At 63.5% G+C, this 16135-nt stretch carries 16 protein-coding genes; 7 read left to right on the top strand and 9 right to left on the bottom strand.

What is annotated here, in order from left to right; all coding sequences use genetic code 11:
- Positions 1–9 precede the first annotated feature (9 nt).
- From ACP7BZ_RS22085 to ACP7BZ_RS22075, 3 genes are all read left to right on the top strand, one after another.
- Positions 10–2244: a molybdopterin cofactor-binding domain-containing protein gene (locus ACP7BZ_RS22085; RefSeq protein WP_426117204.1), complete on the top strand. Its 2235-nt coding sequence runs from the start codon at positions 10–12 to the stop codon at positions 2242–2244.
- On the top strand, positions 2245–2838 hold the full coding sequence (locus ACP7BZ_RS22080; RefSeq protein WP_426117202.1) for a nucleotidyltransferase family protein: 594 nt from the start codon (positions 2245–2247) through the stop codon (positions 2836–2838).
- Between the two features lie 85 nt (positions 2839–2923).
- Entirely contained in the window at positions 2924–4750 is a 1827-nt protein-coding gene (locus ACP7BZ_RS22075) for a M61 family metallopeptidase (RefSeq protein ID WP_426117200.1), read from the top strand.
- A gap of 70 nt (positions 4751–4820) precedes the next feature.
- Here the strand turns inward: ACP7BZ_RS22075 and ACP7BZ_RS22070 are convergent, their stop codons facing one another.
- The 8 genes from ACP7BZ_RS22070 to rpe form a co-directional block, all read right to left on the bottom strand.
- Positions 4821–5357, bottom strand: a complete 537-nt coding sequence (locus tag ACP7BZ_RS22070) for an energy transducer TonB family protein (RefSeq protein ID WP_426117198.1) — start codon at positions 5355–5357, stop codon at positions 4821–4823.
- 2 nt (positions 5358–5359) lie between these two features.
- Complete coding sequence (gene trpC, locus ACP7BZ_RS22065; protein WP_426117196.1) at positions 5360–6160, bottom strand: indole-3-glycerol phosphate synthase TrpC; 801 nt, start codon at positions 6158–6160, stop codon at positions 5360–5362.
- Between the two features lie 9 nt (positions 6161–6169).
- Positions 6170–6811 (bottom strand): LysE family translocator, encoded by a 642-nt coding sequence (locus tag ACP7BZ_RS22060; protein ID WP_426117194.1) that lies wholly within the window; start codon positions 6809–6811, stop codon positions 6170–6172.
- Positions 6812–6826: 15 nt separating this feature from the next.
- Positions 6827–7861 (bottom strand): anthranilate phosphoribosyltransferase, encoded by a 1035-nt coding sequence (gene trpD / locus ACP7BZ_RS22055; RefSeq protein WP_426117192.1) that lies wholly within the window; start codon positions 7859–7861, stop codon positions 6827–6829.
- An 11-nt stretch (positions 7862–7872) separates the two neighbouring features.
- Positions 7873–8439, bottom strand: coding sequence for an anthranilate synthase component II (locus ACP7BZ_RS22050; RefSeq protein ID WP_426117190.1), 567 nt, complete (start codon positions 8437–8439; stop codon positions 7873–7875).
- A gap of 2 nt (positions 8440–8441) precedes the next feature.
- Positions 8442–9938, bottom strand: a complete 1497-nt coding sequence (gene trpE / locus ACP7BZ_RS22045; RefSeq protein ID WP_426117188.1) for an anthranilate synthase component I — start codon at positions 9936–9938, stop codon at positions 8442–8444.
- Positions 9939–10136: 198 nt separating this feature from the next.
- Entirely contained in the window at positions 10137–10835 is a 699-nt protein-coding gene (locus tag ACP7BZ_RS22040; protein ID WP_426117186.1) for a phosphoglycolate phosphatase, read from the bottom strand.
- The gene (rpe, locus tag ACP7BZ_RS22035) at positions 10835–11506 is read right to left on the bottom strand and encodes a ribulose-phosphate 3-epimerase (protein ID WP_426117184.1); all 672 of its coding nucleotides are present in this window, start codon (positions 11504–11506) and stop codon (positions 10835–10837) included. Before rpe ends, ACP7BZ_RS22040 begins: the two co-directional genes overlap by 1 nt.
- Positions 11507–11665: 159 nt before the next feature.
- Here rpe and apaG point away from each other — a divergent pair, with 159 nt between their 5' ends.
- Positions 11666–12040, top strand: coding sequence for a Co2+/Mg2+ efflux protein ApaG (apaG, locus tag ACP7BZ_RS22030; protein ID WP_426117182.1), 375 nt, complete (start codon positions 11666–11668; stop codon positions 12038–12040).
- A gap of 15 nt (positions 12041–12055) precedes the next feature.
- Here the strand turns inward: apaG and ACP7BZ_RS22025 are convergent, their stop codons facing one another.
- Positions 12056–12184 carry a hypothetical protein gene (locus tag ACP7BZ_RS22025; RefSeq protein WP_426117180.1) on the bottom strand — a complete coding sequence of 43 codons (129 nt, stop codon included), beginning with the start codon at positions 12182–12184 and terminating at the stop codon, positions 12056–12058.
- Between the two features lie 11 nt (positions 12185–12195).
- Here ACP7BZ_RS22025 and mltA point away from each other — a divergent pair, with 11 nt between their 5' ends.
- Genes mltA through ACP7BZ_RS22010 form a run of 3 tightly spaced genes read left to right on the top strand, consistent with a single transcriptional unit; the run spans position 12196 to position 15808 of the window.
- Complete coding sequence (mltA, locus tag ACP7BZ_RS22020; protein WP_426117178.1) at positions 12196–13419, top strand: murein transglycosylase A; 1224 nt, start codon at positions 12196–12198, stop codon at positions 13417–13419.
- Between the two features lie 23 nt (positions 13420–13442).
- A complete protein-coding gene (locus ACP7BZ_RS22015; protein ID WP_426117176.1) occupies positions 13443–14219 on the top strand; it encodes an enoyl-CoA hydratase in 777 nt (258 codons plus the stop codon).
- Positions 14219–15808 carry a phospholipase D family protein gene (locus ACP7BZ_RS22010; RefSeq protein ID WP_426117174.1) on the top strand — a complete coding sequence of 530 codons (1590 nt, stop codon included), beginning with the start codon at positions 14219–14221 and terminating at the stop codon, positions 15806–15808. Before ACP7BZ_RS22015 ends, ACP7BZ_RS22010 begins: the two co-directional genes overlap by 1 nt.
- The last annotated feature ends 327 nt before the right edge of the window (positions 15809–16135 follow it).

Raw genomic sequence — 16135 nt, 5'->3', positions numbered from 1 at the left:
GAGAGACACATGAAAAAAGAATGGATCACGGACAGCACCCCGGCGCCGGTCGCCGCTGCTGCAGTCAATAGCGATAACGGCCTGTCGCGCCGCGGTTTTCTGAAAGCGGGCGCGCTGGCCGGTGGTGGCCTGGTGCTGGGATTTATGATTCCTGGCGCCGGCCGCTTCGCCAACGCCGCCGACGCTCCCAAGCCGGTCTATGCCCCCAACGCTTTCCTGCGCATCGCCCCGGATAACACGGTGACGGTGGTGGTCAACCGCCTCGAATTCGGCCAGGGCGTCAACACCTCGCTGCCGATGCTGATCGCCGAAGACCTCGATTGCGACTGGTCGCAGATGCGCAGCGAGCTGGCGCCGTCGGGTGACATCTACAAGGACCCGGTGTTTGGCATGCAGATCACCGGCGGCTCGGGCACCATCGCCCACTCGTATATCCAGTACCGCGAAATCGGCGCCAAGGCGCGCATGATGCTCATCTCCGCTGCCGCCGAGCGCTGGAAGGTGACGCCGGCCCAGTGCCGCACTGCCAAAGGCTTCGTCATGGGACCCAACGCCCAGAAGGCCAGCTACGGCGAGCTGGCCGACGCCGCCATGCAGCAGCCCTTGCCACAGACAGTCGCGCTGAAACCGTCGAAAGAATTCAAACTGATCGGCAAGCCGACCCGCCGCATGGATGCGCGCGCCAAGTCGAACGGCAAGCAGCAGTTCGGCATCGACTTCATGCCACCGAATACCAAGGTGGCGGTGGTGGCGCGCCCGCCTGTATTTGGCGCCAAAGTGGCCAAGTTCGACGCCAGTGCCGCACGCGCCATCAAGGGCGTCGTCGAAGTGCTCGAAGTGCCGCTCGACCGCGGTGCCCGCGGCATCGCCGTCATCGCCGATGGCTACTGGCCTGCCAAAACGGGGCGCGACGCCCTGGTCATCGATTGGGATGCCGGCAGCCTCGAAAAAGTCAGCAGCACCGCGCAGCTGGCAGCATTTACGGCGCTGGCCAAAACAGCTGGCGCGGTCGTCAAGACCAGCGACATCTCGCAGCTGGCGGCAGCGCCGAAGAAAATCGCCGCTGTCTACGAATTTCCCTACCTGGCGCATGCGCCGATGGAGCCACTGAACTGCGTGGTCGACCTGACTGCGACTGCCTGCACCATCTGGACCGGTACCCAGTTCCCCGGCGGTGACCAGGCCGCAGCGGCGGCTGCCGCGGGCTTGAAAATCGACCAGGTCACCGTCCACACCATGATGGCGGGCGGCGGCTTTGGCCGGCGCGGCGTGCCGGCGGCCGATTATGTGACCGAGGCAGTCAATGTGGCCAAGGCGTACCGGGCGGCTGGGAAATCCGGTCCCATCAAGGTGGTCTGGAGCCGCGAAGACGACATCCGCGGCGGCTACTACCGGCCGTCGCACGTGCACCGTGCCGATATCGGCATCGGCGCCGATGGCAAGATCGTCGCCTGGGACCACAGCATCGTCGGCCAGTCGATCATGACCGGCACCATGTTTGAAGGCTTCGGGGTGAAAAACGGCGTCGACAGCACCATGGTGGAAGGCATGGGTGAGCCGTATGCGGTGCCGATGAATCTGACGGCGCACATCGTCAAGACCAATGTGCCAGTGCTGTGGTGGCGTTCGGTGGGCTCGACCCACACCGCCTTCGTCATGGAGACCCTGATCGATGAGGCGGCGCATGCGGCCGGCGTCGACCCGGTCGCCTACCGCAAGGCGCTGATCGATCCCAAGCACGCACGTCACTTGGCCGCGCTCGACCTGGCGGTGGCCAAATCGGGCTATGGCAAGCGCAAGCTGGCCAAGGGCCGCGCCTGGGGTGTGGCCATGCACGAGTCGTTTAACACCGTGGTCGCCTACGTGGTGGAAGCATCGGTGAGCAACGGCGTGCCGACCCTGCACAACGTGTTCGCCGGCGTGCACTGCAACCTGGCGGTCAATCCGCTGACCATCGAGGCGCAGGTGCAGGGCGCCGTGCTGATGGCAGTCGGTACCACCTTGCCTGGTGCGGCCATCACCCTCAAGGATGGCGTCGTCGAACAGCAAAACTTTGGCGATTACACGGTGGCGCGCATGACCGACATGCCGAAGGTCGAGGTGTTCACGGTGGCGTCCAACGACGCCCCCACCGGCATGGGTGAACCGGGCCTGCCACCGCTGGCGCCGGCGTTTGCCAACGCCATCTTCAAGCTGACCGGCAAACGTTTGCGTAAGCTGCCGTTCGACCTGGCCAGCGCCTAAATGGCAGCGCGCCCGCAGCCGGTCGGCATTTTGCTGGCGGCCGGTCGCGGGCGCCGCTTCGATCCGTCCGGCCAGCGCAACAAGCTGCTGCAGATTCTCCCCGCCAGCGGCGAGCCAGTGCTGGCCGCCAGCGCCCGTCATCTCACATCAGTACTGCAGCGGGTGGTGGCGGTGGTGCGCCCGGGCGACGACGATCTCGCCGCACTGCTGCGCGCCGCCGCTTGCGAAGTGGTGGTGTGCAGCGCTGCCGACGATGGCATGGCAGCCTCGCTCGGCGCTGCGCTGCAGGCGTCCATCGCTGGGGTGCTGCCGGCGCAGTCGTGGATCGTGGCGCTGGGCGACATGCCCGACGTCGCCCCCGCCACTGTCGCGGCGCTCGCTGATGTCATGGCCGGCGGCGCGGCGCTGGCAGCGCCGGTGTATCAGGGCCGGCGTGGCAATCCGGCCGCCTTTGCCGCGTCGCTGCTGCCGGAGTTACTGGCCCTGCGTGGCGACGCCGGCGCGCGCAGCCTGTTCGAACGCCATCCGTGGACGGCAGTCGTTGTCATGGATGCCGGCGTGCTGCGCGATATCGATGTGCCGGGCGATCTGTAGTCGCTAGTGTGGCCAGGGACGCACGCTGCACGGGCCAGGCGCCGATTCCGCTACACTAGCGTCTCTTACCGCGACCATCGACCCCATGAAAAAGCCTTCCGCCAAAAAGCTGCCAGCCATCCGCTACACCATCGTCCCCAAGGACCTGGCCAGCCACCTGTTTGACGTCAGCGTCACCGTCGAGCAGCCGTCGGCCGATGGCCAGGTGTTTGCGCTGCCGGCGTGGATCCCGGGCAGTTACATGATCCGCGAATTTTCCCGCAATATCGTGCAAATCCGCGCCGAGTCGCAGGGCAAGCAGGTGGGGCTGGTCAAGCTCGACAAGCATTCCTGGCGCGCGGCACCGGTCGATGGTCCCCTCAGCCTGCACTATGAGGTGTATGCGTGGGACCTGTCGGTGCGCGCCGCCCACCTTGACCAGACCCACGGCTTTTTTAATGGTACCTCGGTGTTCCTGCGTGCGCTCGGCCACGAATCGCTGCCGCAGGTGCTCGATATCGTGCGCAGCAGCGAGCCGGCCGCCAAGCGCTGGCGGGTGGCCACCGCCTTGCCTGAACTGGCCGCCAAACGCTATGGCTTCGGCACCTATATCGCTGCCGATTACGATGAGCTGATCGATCATCCGGTTGAAATGGGCGACTTTGCGCTGGCCAGCTTCAAGGCCCACGGCGTGGCACACGACATCGTCATCAGCGGCCATGTGCCCAACCTTGATATGGCGCGTCTGCAGGCTGACCTGCAGGCGATCTGCGAAACCCAGATCGCCTTCTTCGAGCCGAAAACCAGGCAGGCGCCGATGGCGCGCTACGTCTTCCTGACCCTGGCCGTGGGCGACGGCTACGGTGGCCTCGAGCACCGCGCCTCGACGGCGCTGATCTGCGCGCGCGCCGACCTGCCGGTGGTCAGCACGCCGCGGCAGCTGGCCGCTGGCGACGGCTATCTAAAATTTCTCGGCCTGTGCAGCCATGAGTATTTTCATACCTGGAACGTCAAGCGCATCAAGCCCGCGGCCTTCGCGCCGTACGACCTGCAAAACGAAACCTACACGTCGCTGCTGTGGTTGTTCGAGGGCTTTACCAGTTATTACGATGACCTGCTGCTGGTGCGGGCCGGCTTGATCGACGAGGCGACCTATCTGACGCTGCAGGCAAAGACCATCAGCAGCGTGCTGCGTGGCAGTGGACGGACCAAGCAGAGCGTGGCCGCATCGAGCTTCGACGCCTGGGGCAAATACTACCGGCAGGATGAAAACGCGCCGAATGCCATCGTCAGTTACTACACCAAGGGTTCGCTGGTGGCGCTGGCCTTTGACCTGACCATCCGCGCCAAGACCGAGGGCAAAAAATCGCTCGACGATGTCATGCTGGCCCTGTGGCAGCGCGTTGGCCGCGATTTTTATGATGGCGCCAAGCCTGGTCCGCGTGGCATCAGCGCAGCCGCAGTCGAGGCCCTGTTCGACGACGCCACCGGTCTGCGCCTCAAGCCCCTGTTCAACCGCTACGTGCGCGGCACCGACGAGCTGCCGCTGGCCAAACTGTATGCACCGTTTGGCATTCGCCTGCTCGACGAGCGCAAGTCGAATAAACCGTCGTTCGATGCGGCGATCGGCCGCGATGGCGCCGACAGCAAGCTGGCGCAAGTGCACGAAGGGGGCGCCGCCCACCTGGCCGGACTGTCGGCGGGTGACATCCTGGTGGCCGTCGACGGCTTGCGGGTGGGCGGCACGGCAGCGAGCCTCGAGGGCTTGCTGGCGCGCTACCAGGTGGGCCAAAGCGTGCAGGTGCACGCCTTTCGGCGCGACGAACTGATGGCGTTTGAGGTATTGCTGCAGGGCGAGCGGATCGCTGCAATCAGCCTCGATGTCGTCGATGGCGGCAAAAAGCGCCGCGGGCCGGCACGCCCGAGCGCATGAGCACTGGAGCACTGGAGCACAAATACGCGTCAGCGCATCAGCGCAAGCGTGTCACGCGCTGCCGTCCGCCCTACTGGACCGGCGCCAGCGTGCGCAACTGGAAACGGTAATCGGCGTTGAACAAAAACGTTTCCATGTACGTCAGCGAGTGTGCCGGGCCGTGTGCCAGGTTATACGGCATCGGCAGGTAGCCGGTGCGGCGCATCGACGCCAGCGCCACTTTCGATGCTTCTTCGTCGCGCGAGCGCAGCACACTGGCCTGGGTCAGCTTGCCATTCTGGTCGACCGTGATGCGCATGACGACAACGGCTGGCAGCATCGGTGGCAGCGCGCCACTGAACGTATGGTCGGCGTTCTGGCGCACGATCTGACGGGCGGCGTCGGCTTTGTAGACATCGATATTGTCGAAGGCGGCGCGCTGGTGGGATAGGGGAGAGCGTGTTTCGGCGGTGGCGTAGCCAGGCGGGCTGCCCGCATGGGGCCTGATACTGTCGCCTGCTGGCGCTACTGTCGGGGAATGCCCGCATGCCGTGAGGAGGGCCGCCAGGCTGCTTGCTACAAGTACTGCTACAACTGCAACGCCCGAACGGGCGCCATTGCTGTTCATGATTATTCGAATAAATTCGCCAGTTGAACACCAGGGTCTGGCGCGCGCATAAACGCTTCGCCGACCAAAAATGCATGCACGTTTGCGTCGCGCATGCGCCTCACATCGTCTGCATTCATGATACCTGACTCTGTAACTACCAGTTTGTTTTTGTTGATGTTCGGCAACAACACCAGGGTATTCTCAAGCGACACCTCGAAAGTGCGCAGGTTGCGGTTGTTGATACCCAGTAGTGGTGTTTGCAACTTGAGGGCGGCATGCAATTCGACCTCGTCATGTACTTCGACCAGCACATCCATCCCAAGTTCCATCGCACATGCTTCCAGTTCGTGCATCAAGCCGTGATCGAGGGCGGCGACGATCAGCAGGATGGCATCGGCACCCATCGCGCGCGCCTCGTACACCTGGTACATATCGACCATGAAATCCTTGCGCAGCACGGGCAAGTCGCAGGCCGCACGTGCCTGTTGCAGGTAGGCGGGCGCACCCTGGAAAAAATGCTTGTCAGTTAATACCGACAGGCACGAAGCGCCATGGCGCGCATAGCTTTCGGCAATTGCGGCGGGCTGAAAATCGGCGCGCAGCACGCCCTTCGACGGTGACGCTTTTTTGATTTCGGCGATGACGGCGGCGCGGCCGGCAGCGATGGTGCGACGCATACTCGCTTCGAAACCGCGCAGATCGGCGCGCAGGCCGGCGTCGCGCTCGACGTCGCTGCGCAGGCTCTCGAGGCTGCGGTATTTGCGTGCGGCGGCCACTTCATCGGCTTTGACGGCGAGGATTTTGTTCAGGATATCGGACATGGTGGGGACTCAAGAATTTTTGGAAAGGGCCAGCTTGACGCCAAGCCAGATGAAGACGCAACCGGTCAGGCGATTGAGCCAGCGCACCAGCCCGGGGGCCAGTTCGATGCTGGCGCTGGCGCGCGCGGTCAGCCATGCCAGAGCGTTACACCACAGCATGCCGTTGAAATTGAAGATGCAGCCGAGGACGATAAAGGACAGCGCTTTATGGGGCGCCGCCGCATCGATAAACTGCGGCACGAAGGCGAGAAAAAACAGCGCCACCTTGGGGTTGAGCAGATTGGTCAAAAAACCCTGGGCGAACACCCGGGGCCAGGGCAGGGGCGGCGCCTTGACGGCGACCTTGCTCGCCGCCGCCGCCGCAGACTTGCTGCGCAATAGTGTCCAGGCCAGGAACAGGATGTAGGCCGCGCCGATGTACTTGACGACGGCAAACGCCATCGGCGAGGTTTGCAGCAACGCCGACAAGCCCAGCGCCGCGGCCAACACGTGCACGAAGACGCCGGCGCCGATGCCCATGGCTGCCACGCAGCCGGCCCGTGCACCCTGGGCGGCGCTGCGGGTCATGATCAGCAGCGAGTCGGGGCCCGGCATCAGGTTTAACAGCAAGCCCGAGACAACAAACAAACCAAGGTCGTGGATGCCGAGCATGGGACCGCCGTTTTCTTAGTGTTTGCCGAGGCGCCGCGTCACTTCGACGAACTGCGCCAGCTTGGCGCGCGCGGCGCCCGATTCGATGGCTGCGCGCGCTTTGATCAAGCCGTCTTCGATCGAGCCGGCCACGCCGGCTGCATACAGCGCGGTGCCGGCATTGAGGGCGACGATGTCGAAGGCGGGACCCGGTTCGCCGTTCAGCGCTTCCATCATCTTCGCCTTGGAGGCGGCGGCATCGGCCACTTTCAGGTTGCGGCTGGCGATCATCGGCAAACCAAAATCCTCGGGGTGAATTTCGTACTCGCGGATCTCGCCGTTGACCAGTTCACCGACCATGGTGGCGGCGCCCAGCGACACTTCATCCATGTTGTCGCGGCCGTACACCACCACCGCGTGCTGTGCGCCGAGCCGTTGCAGCACGCGCACCTGGATGCCGACCAGGTCGGCGTGAAATACCCCCATCAGGATGTTTGGGGCGCCGGCCGGGTTGGTCAGCGGACCTAAAATATTAAAAATCGTGCGCACGCCGAGTTCCTTGCGCACCGGCGCCGCATGCTTCATCGCCGCGTGGTGATTGGGGGCGAACATAAAGCCGATGCCGGTCTGGGCGATCGACTGGGCAATCTGTTCGGGCGTCAGGTTGATGTCGGCGCCCAGCGCTTCGATGACGTCGGCGCTGCCGGACGACGACGACACGCTGCGCCCGCCGTGCTTGGCCACGCGCGCACCGGCGGCGGCGGCGACGAACATCGCGGTCGTCGAAATATTGAAGGTGTGGGCGCCATCGCCACCGGTGCCGACGATGTCGAGCAGATTGCTGGTGTCAGCCATCGGCACCTTGGTGGAAAATTCGCGCATTACCTGGGCGGCAGCGGCGATCTCGCCGATGGTTTCCTTTTTGACGCGCAGGCCCATGGTGAGGGCGGCGATCATGGTGGGCGAGACCTGGCCCGACATGATCTGGCGGAACAGGTGCAGCATCTCGTCGTGAAAAATCTCGCGGTGCTCGATACAGCGCAGCAGCGCTTCTTGTGGCGTAATCGTCATGGTGGCGTTCTTCACGTGCGGTCTAAAAAATTCTGCAGCAGCTGGTGGCCGTGCTCGGACAGAATCGATTCGGGGTGAAATTGCACGCCTTCGATGGCAAATTCCTTGTGGCGCACACCCATGATTTCGCCGTCGTCGGTCCACGCCGTCACTTCCAGGCAGTCCGGCAACGACGCGCGATCGATGGCCAGCGAGTGGTAGCGGATCACGGTGAAAGGGCTGGGCAAATTTTTAAACACGCCGACCCCCGTGTGGGCGATCTGCGAAGTCTTGCCATGCATGACCTGCTTGGCGCGAATCACATTGCCGCCGAACGCGGCGCCAATCGCCTGGTGGCCCAGGCACACGCCGAGGATTGGCAGCTTGCCCTGGAACTGGCGCAAAATATCGATCGATATGCCCGCCTGCGCCGGCGTTTTCGGGCCCGGCGAAATGCAGATGCGCTCAGGCGCCAGCGCGGCAATCTCCTCGATGGTGATGTCGTCGTTGCGCACGGTGCGCACTTCTTCACCGAGCTCGCCGAAATACTGCACCAGGTTGTAGGTGAAGGAATCGTAGTTGTCGATCATTAGCAGCATGTTTACAGCTCCCCATCCAGGCCGTCTTGCACTTGTTCGGCTGCCCGCAGCACGGCGCGCGCCTTGTTTTCCGTCTCCTGCCATTCCATTTCGGGAATCGAGTCGGCGACGATGCCGGCGGCGGCCTGCACGTACAGCATGCCATCCTTGATCACGCCGGTGCGAATGGCAATCGCCACATCCATCTCGCCACCGAAGCTGAGATAGCCGCAGGCGCCGCCATAGATGCCGCGCTTGGTCAGTTCGAGTTCGTCGATCACTTCCATCGCCCGTACCTTGGGGGCGCCGGTCAGGGTACCGGCCGGGAAGGTGGCGCGCAGCACGTCGAGGTTCGACATGCCTTCTTTCAGGGTGCCTTCGACGTTCGAGACGATGTGCTGGACGTGCGAGTATTTTTCCACCACCAGGCGCTCGGTGACCTTGACGCTGCCGGTCTGCGAAATGCGCCCGAGGTCATTGCGCGCCAGGTCGATCAGCATCACGTGTTCGGCGATTTCTTTCGGGTCGGCCAGCAGCTCCCGCGACAGTTCGGCGTCGCGCTCGGGCGTGTTGCCACGCGGGCGGGTGCCGGCGATGGGACGCAGCGTGACTTTTTTGCTGCCGTCGGGCGCCGTCTCGTTGCGCACCAAAATCTCTGGCGAGGCGCCGACGATCTGCATGTCGCCGAAATTGTAATAGTACATATACGGCGAGGGATTCAGGGAGCGCAGCGCGCGGTACAGCGTCAGCGGCGAATCGACGTACGGCTTGCGGATGCGCTGGCCGATCTGCACCTGCATCAGGTCACCGGCCATCACGTATTCGTGGGCGCGGGCGACCGCCTTCAGATAATCTTCCTTGTTGAAGTCGCGGATCGCCTCGGTGCGTACCGAGCTCGAAGTCACCGGTGCATCGACGCCGCGCCGCAACATCATGCGCAGGTCTTTCAGGCGCTGGCGCGCTTTCGAGTAGGCTTCCGGCTCGGTGGTATTGGCGTACACGATCAGATACAGCTTGCCGGACAGGTTGTCGATCACGGCCAGTTCTTCGGTCACCATCAGCTGGATGTCGGGCAGACCCAGGTCGTCGCGCGGGGCGCCGGCCGCCAGCTTCTTTTCGATGTGGCGCACGGTGTCGTAGCCAAAATAGCCGGCCAGGCCGCCGCAAAAGCGCGGCAGGCCGGGGCGCAGGGCCACCTTGAAGCGCGCCTGGAACTGCTCGATAAAATCGAGCGGGTTACCCTCGTGGGTTTCGATGACGACGCCGTTCTTGACGATCTCGGTGCGGCTGCCGACACTGCGCAGCACCGTGTGCGCCGGCAGGCCGATGAAAGAGTAACGGCCAAAACGCTCGCCGCCGACCACCGATTCGAGCAGGAAGGTGTTTTTGCCGGTGTGCTGGGTCTGCGCCAGTTTCAGGTACAGGGTGAGCGGCGTTTCAAGGTCGGCAAACGCTTCCGAGATGAGGGGAATGCGGTTGTAGCCCTGGTTGGCGAGGGATTTGAATTCGAGTTCGGTCATGCTTGTTCTCCGTACCACTGGCAGCAGCGGTGGGTTATCAAAAAACCTGGCGGCGCGCAGGGGCAGCCGTCAGCAATCGGGTTGGGTTATTGACCCAGTGGGTGGTTGGCCCAGGATTGCCAGCGTCGCCAAAGCCAGGCCTCAAGGGCGCCGGTTTGGTTGACAGTGTGTTTTTTGGTGAAAAACATGAATGTTGGTTCAGTTGGCGGTGCGGTTGTGCGAGCTAATCAGGGTCGCCGCTTCCAGCAGCGAATCCACTATACCATCGGAATCGGCTTCGTGTATAGATCGGCCATGGTTGTAACCGTAGGGGACTGCCAGCACCCAGCAACCGGCCGCGCGCGCCGCTTCGGCATCGTTCGACGAGTCGCCGATGGCCACCACTTCGCCCGGCGCCAGGTCGAAATCGGCACACACCTGCAGCATCGGCATGGGATCGGGCTTTTTGCGGGGCAGGCATTCGCCGCCGTACACAATCTCGAAATACGGCGCCAGCCCGGTTTTTTCGAGCAGGGGACGGGCAAAGGCGATCGGCTTGTTGGTCACGCAGGCCATCCGCAAATCCATCGCCTGCAGCGCTGCCAGGCCTTCGATTACGCCGTCATACAGGGTCGCATGGTCGCCATTGATGGCCAGGTAATGGCGCTGGTAGGCGGCCATCGCCGCATCGAAATGGCGGGCGACGCCGGCAGCGTCGAAGTCGAACGCCAGCACGCCGGCGATCAGATTGGCGGAACCTTTGCCCACCAGGTCTTTCACCTGGACGGCGCTGATCGGCGCGAGCTGCAGGTCGGCGCGCATGCGGTTGATCGCCACGTGAAAATCGGGCACGGTGTCGAGCATCGTGCCGTCGAGATCAATGATGACCGCGCGGATCACCCCGTGCCCTTGTCGCATCAGCGCTCGACCCTGGCCAGTTCGGCGCGCATGGCGTCGATCACCTGTTTGTAGTCGGGCTGGCCGAAGATGGCTGAGCCGGCGACAAAGGTGTCGGCGCCTGCTTCAGCGGCGGCACGGATATTGTCGACCTTGATGCCACCGTCGACTTCGAGCCGGATGTCGCGGCCCGATTCCTTGATCATGCGGCGCGCGATGGTCAGCTTTTTGAGCGCTTCGGCGATGAAGGACTGGCCGCCAAAGCCGGGGTTGACTGACATGATGAGGATCATGTCGATCTTGTCCATCACGTGATTGAGGTAGTGCATGGGCGTGCCCGGGTTGAACACCAGCCCGGCCTTGCAGCCGCTGTCACGGATCAGCTGGAGGGTGCGGTCGATGTGGTCCGACGCTTCCGGGTGAAAGGTGATGATGTTAGCACCGGCCTTGGCGAAGTCGGGAATGATGCGGTCGACCGGCTTGACCATCAGGTGAACGTCGATCGGCACCTGCACGTGCGGGCGGATGGCCTGGCACACCAGCGGGCCGATGGTCAGGTTCGGCACGTAATGGTTGTCCATGACGTCGAAGTGGATGATGTCGGCGCCAGCGGCGACGACATTGCGCACTTCGTCGCCGAGACGGGCGAAATCGGCGGACAGGATGCTGGGGGCGATCTGAAAAGTGGTCATGTCGGGCGCGGAATGCTCAGTGAGGGTGGACTAGGGAAGGCGCTATTTTACGCTCTCAGGCCAAACGGGCGCGCCGGAAACGGCGTTTTGGCCGCCGATGTATGATGAAGGGCTGGGCTGCTGCCCTCTTCAAACTACCGTGCACCTAGAGGAATACCGATGGCCGCTTACGAACTTTCCGTCTCTGTGAAGACCCAATACCTGCCCGAGCAATCGGAGCCGGCGCGCGACCATTATGTGTTCGCTTACACCATCACCATCAAAAACACCGGCACCGTCGCCTCCCAGCTGATCTCGCGCCACTGGGTGATCGTCGACGCCAACAATGGCAAGCAGGAAGTGCGCGGCCTGGGCGTGGTCGGCCACCAGCCGCTGCTGCAGCCGGGCGAACAGTTCGAATACAGCAGTGGCACGCAGATGGCCACGCCGCAGGGCTCGATGCTGGGCGAGTACTTTTGCGTCGCCGAAGATGGCCACCGCTTCGAGGCGGCCATTCCCGAGTTCGTGCTGTCGCTGCCGCGTACCCTGCATTAAGCGCAAGGACAGTAATTAGGCGCCGGGCGGTGCGCCGTGGTCCTCATCGTCTTTATCGGTCCTGGGTGGCAGATACATCGTCCACCAGACGATAAACACGAGCAGGAACAGCGCCACGCCTGCCTCCGCAATCAATAGCCACATAGTCGATCCTCATGAATGACATCCGTCGCAGTGTACCGGTATTGCGCAGCCTGGCCAGCGGCCTGGCCCTATTTATTCTCGCCGGCTGTCAGACGGCGCCACCGGCACCGCGCCCGCCGGTGGTGTTGCCGGCGCCAATCGGCCCGCTCGGCGTGCAGCCGCCAGCGGCAGCCACGCCGCTGATGACGCCGACCACCTTCGCTGCGCTGCCGGGCTGGCAGCAGGACGACCTGGGCGCCGCGTGGCCGGCGTTTCTCGCTTCCTGCAAGGCGGTCGCCAGCAAGCCGGCGTGGGCCGAGGTGTGCGCCGCGGCCATCACCATCGATGGCCGCGATGGCGCCGCCGTGCGGACTTTTTTTGAAACCCGCTTTGTCCCCAACCTCATCCGCGCCGCTGATGGCGCCGATACTGGCCTGATCACCGGCTATTACGAGCCGATGCTCAATGGCGCGCGCCGCCGCGGCGGCGCTTATCAGACGCCCTTATACCGTGTGCCGGACGACCTGTTGACGATCGAACTGGGCGCGGTCTACCCGGAATTAAAGGGCATGCGCCTGCGCGGGCGCCTGGTCGGCAACAAGGTGGTCCCCTACAGCACCCGCGCCGAGATCGAGCGCGCCGCCATCGCCGGCAAGGAGCTGCTGTGGGTCGATGATCCGGTCGAGGCATTTTTTCTGGAAGTGCAGGGCTCCGGCCGCGTGCAGCTCAATGACACCGGTGACACCGTGCGGGTCGCCTACGCCGATCAGAACGGCCATCCGTACAAGGCGATCGGCCGCTGGCTGGTTGAACAGGGCGAAATGCCGGCAAAAGACGTTTCGGCGCAAAGAATCAAGGCGTGGATCGTCGCCCATCCGCAGCGGCGCCAGGAACTGTTCAATGCCAATCCCAGCTACATCTTCTTCAAGGAAGAGCGCCTGCCTGATCCTGCCATTGGCCCCAAGGGTGCGCTCGGGGTGGCGCTCACCGCCGGCCGCTCGGTCGCGGTCGATGCGCAACTGCTGCCGTTGGGCGCGCCCGTGTGGCTGGCCACCACCCGTGCCGGCAGCGATGAGCCCATGCAGCGCTTGATGATGGCGCAAGATACGGGTGGCGCCATCCGCGGCGCCGTGCGCGCCGATTTTTTCTACGGCTTTGGCAAAGCTGCCGCTGACAGCGCGGGCCTGATGAAGCAGCGCGGACAGCTGTGGGTGTTGCTGCCGCTAAGCCAGGCAGCTACGCTACAATCGCGCTGACACCACACCAAGGAGTAGCACGCATGGACTATACCGACCTGCTGATCGAGACCCACGGCCGCGTCGCCGTCATTCGTTTGAATCGTCCGAAGGCGCTCAATGCCCTCAACGACAACATGATGAACGAGCTCGGACACGCCTTGTATAAATTCGACGCCGACAAGGACATCGGCTGCATCGTCCTCACCGGCAGCGAAAAAGCCTTCGCCGCCGGCGCCGACATCGCTGCCATGGCCGAGTACACCTACGCCGACACCTATCCCGACAATTACATCGGCCGCAACTGGGAGCACATCCTCAACGTGCGCAAACCGGTGATTGGCGCAGTGGCCGGTTTTTGCCTGGGCGGCGGCTGCGAACTGGCGATGATGTGCGACTTTCTGATCGCTGCCGATACGGCCCGGTTCGGCCAGCCGGAAATCAAGGTGGGCGTCACGCCCGGCGCCGGCGGCACCCAGCGCCTGCCGCGCACCATCGGCAAGGCCAAGGCCATGGATCTGCTGCTAACGGCGCGCATGATCGACGCCGCTGAAGCCGAGCGCACCGGCCTGGTCGCGCGCGTGGTTGGCGCCGACAAGCTGATGGAAGAGGCGATCGCCGCTGCGACCGTGATCGCATCGATGTCGGTCAGTGTTGCCATGGCGATCAAGGACAGCGTCAACCGCGCCTTTGAAACCACCTTGACGGAAGGGGTGCGCTACGAGCGGCGCTACTTCCACGCCGCCTTCGGCACGCCAGCCCAAAAAGAGGGGATGTCGGCGTTCCTCGCCAAGCGTCCCGCCGACTTCAAGGGTCTTTGATGGCGGCAGCGGCGGCGCGGGCAGCGTGCCAGGCGGTCGCCGCTGCTGCTGTTGTCAGCATTGCGCTGCTGCTGTCGGCCTGCGCCAGTCTGCCGACGCCGCTGGCGAGCCAGATGCCGGCGGTGCTGGCCGCTGGCGAAACAAGCGACACCGCGATCGCGCGCGCCATTGCGCCAGTGGCGGCCACTCACCCGGGACAGTCCGGCATCTACCTGCTGCGCGATGGCCGCGAGGCCTTTGCCGCGCGCGCCGTGCTGGCCAGCGCTGCCGAGCGCAGTCTCGATGTGCAGTACTACATCTGGGACGACGATATCACTGGAACCCTGCTATTTAATGCTCTCGAAGCGGCCGCCGCCCGCGGTGTGCGGGTACGCCTGCTCCTCGACGATAACAATACCAAGGGCATCGAAGCCCGTCTGGCCCTGCTCGATGCTCACCCGCGCATCGAGGTGCGCCTGTTTAACCCGTTTATGGTGCGTAGCGTGCGCGCGCTTGGCTATCTGACCGATTTTGCGCGCCTGAATCGGCGCATGCACAATAAATCGTTCACTGTCGACGGCGCCGCCACCATCGTTGGTGGCCGCAATATCGGCGACGCTTATTTTGGCGCCGCCGGCGAGGTGCTGTTCGCCGACCTCGATGTCCTCGCTGTCGGTCCGGTGGTCAGCGATGTCGAACAGGATTTTGATTTGTACTGGAACAGCGGCTCCTCGTACGCGCTGACGCAGATCGTGCCGGCTTCAAGCGCCGACAGCGCTGCCCAAGTTAAGCGCGCCGCCACGGTGCAACTGGCTTCGCCTCAGGCGCTGGCGTATATCAGCGCCATCCGCGATTCAGCGTTCATCGCCGATCTGCGCGGGCGCCGCCTGCCATTCGAATGGGCGCGCACGCGGCTGGTCAGCGACAACCCGGCCAAGGGTCTCGGTCAGGTGGTGGCCAGTACCCGCATGATGCCGCAGCTGCGTGAACTGGTCGGCGCGCCGAGCCGCCAGTTTGATCTGGTGTCGCCGTATTTCGTGCCAGGAGCGGATGGCACCAGTGCCTTTGTCAGCCTGGCGAACAAGGGCGTCGATGTGCGCGTGCTGACCAATTCGCTGGCAGCGACCGATGTCGCGGCCGTCCACGCCGGCTATGCCAGGCGACGCAAGGCGCTGCTCGAAGGTGGCGTGCACTTGTACGAACTGCGCCGCGCGTGGTCGGATCAGGCGCAGCACGAGCAGTCGCGCGGTGGTCCTCGCAGTGGCCCGTTTGGCAGTTCCGCCTCGAGTCTGCACGCCAAGACCTTTGCCATCGATGGTGAGCAGCTGTTCATCGGCTCCTTCAACTTCGACCCCCGCTCGAATTTGCTTAACACGGAAATGGGTGTGATCATCGACAGTCCCAAGCTGGCGCAGCAACTGTCCACCGGCATGGCGACGGGACTGCCTGACCGCGCCTATGAAGTGCAGCTGACTAAAGAGGGCAGCCTGGTCTGGATCGAGCACAAGGATGGCGTCGTGCTGCGCCACACCGACGAGCCGGACGCCAGCCTCTGGCGCAAGCTGCAGGTGCGGCTGCTGTCCTGGCTGCCCATCGAATGGCTGCTCTGAAATAGTCCTTGCGCCGCTACCGCCGCCTTGCTATAGTTCGCCTCCCTGCAAAACGGGGCGCGAATGGAAGCGTCAGGCGCAGCTGGAAAGTCAGCAGCGGCAAACGAAAAAACCAGCGTGACAGAACCGGCGAAATGATTTATAATTTTGCTCCTCTGCTGATGAACACAACGCTTCATCAAGCTGCAGAGAATGCTCCACAGAATATGTTCTTTAACAATTAACAGTCGATAAGTGTGGGCGTTTGATGAAAGTGCCAGTGACTTCGGTCACTGCATACTTAAATTATCAAATGTTCACAAAGAAGAAAAATAGGCGCTATGAAAA

It is taken from the genome of Massilia sp. PWRC2 (genome assembly GCF_049896725.1).
Classification (GTDB): Bacteria; Pseudomonadota; Gammaproteobacteria; order Burkholderiales; family Burkholderiaceae_D; genus JAFCUW01.
The sequence above is the reverse complement of the archived record's forward strand: the minus strand, read 5'-3'. Positions and strand labels throughout refer to the sequence as shown.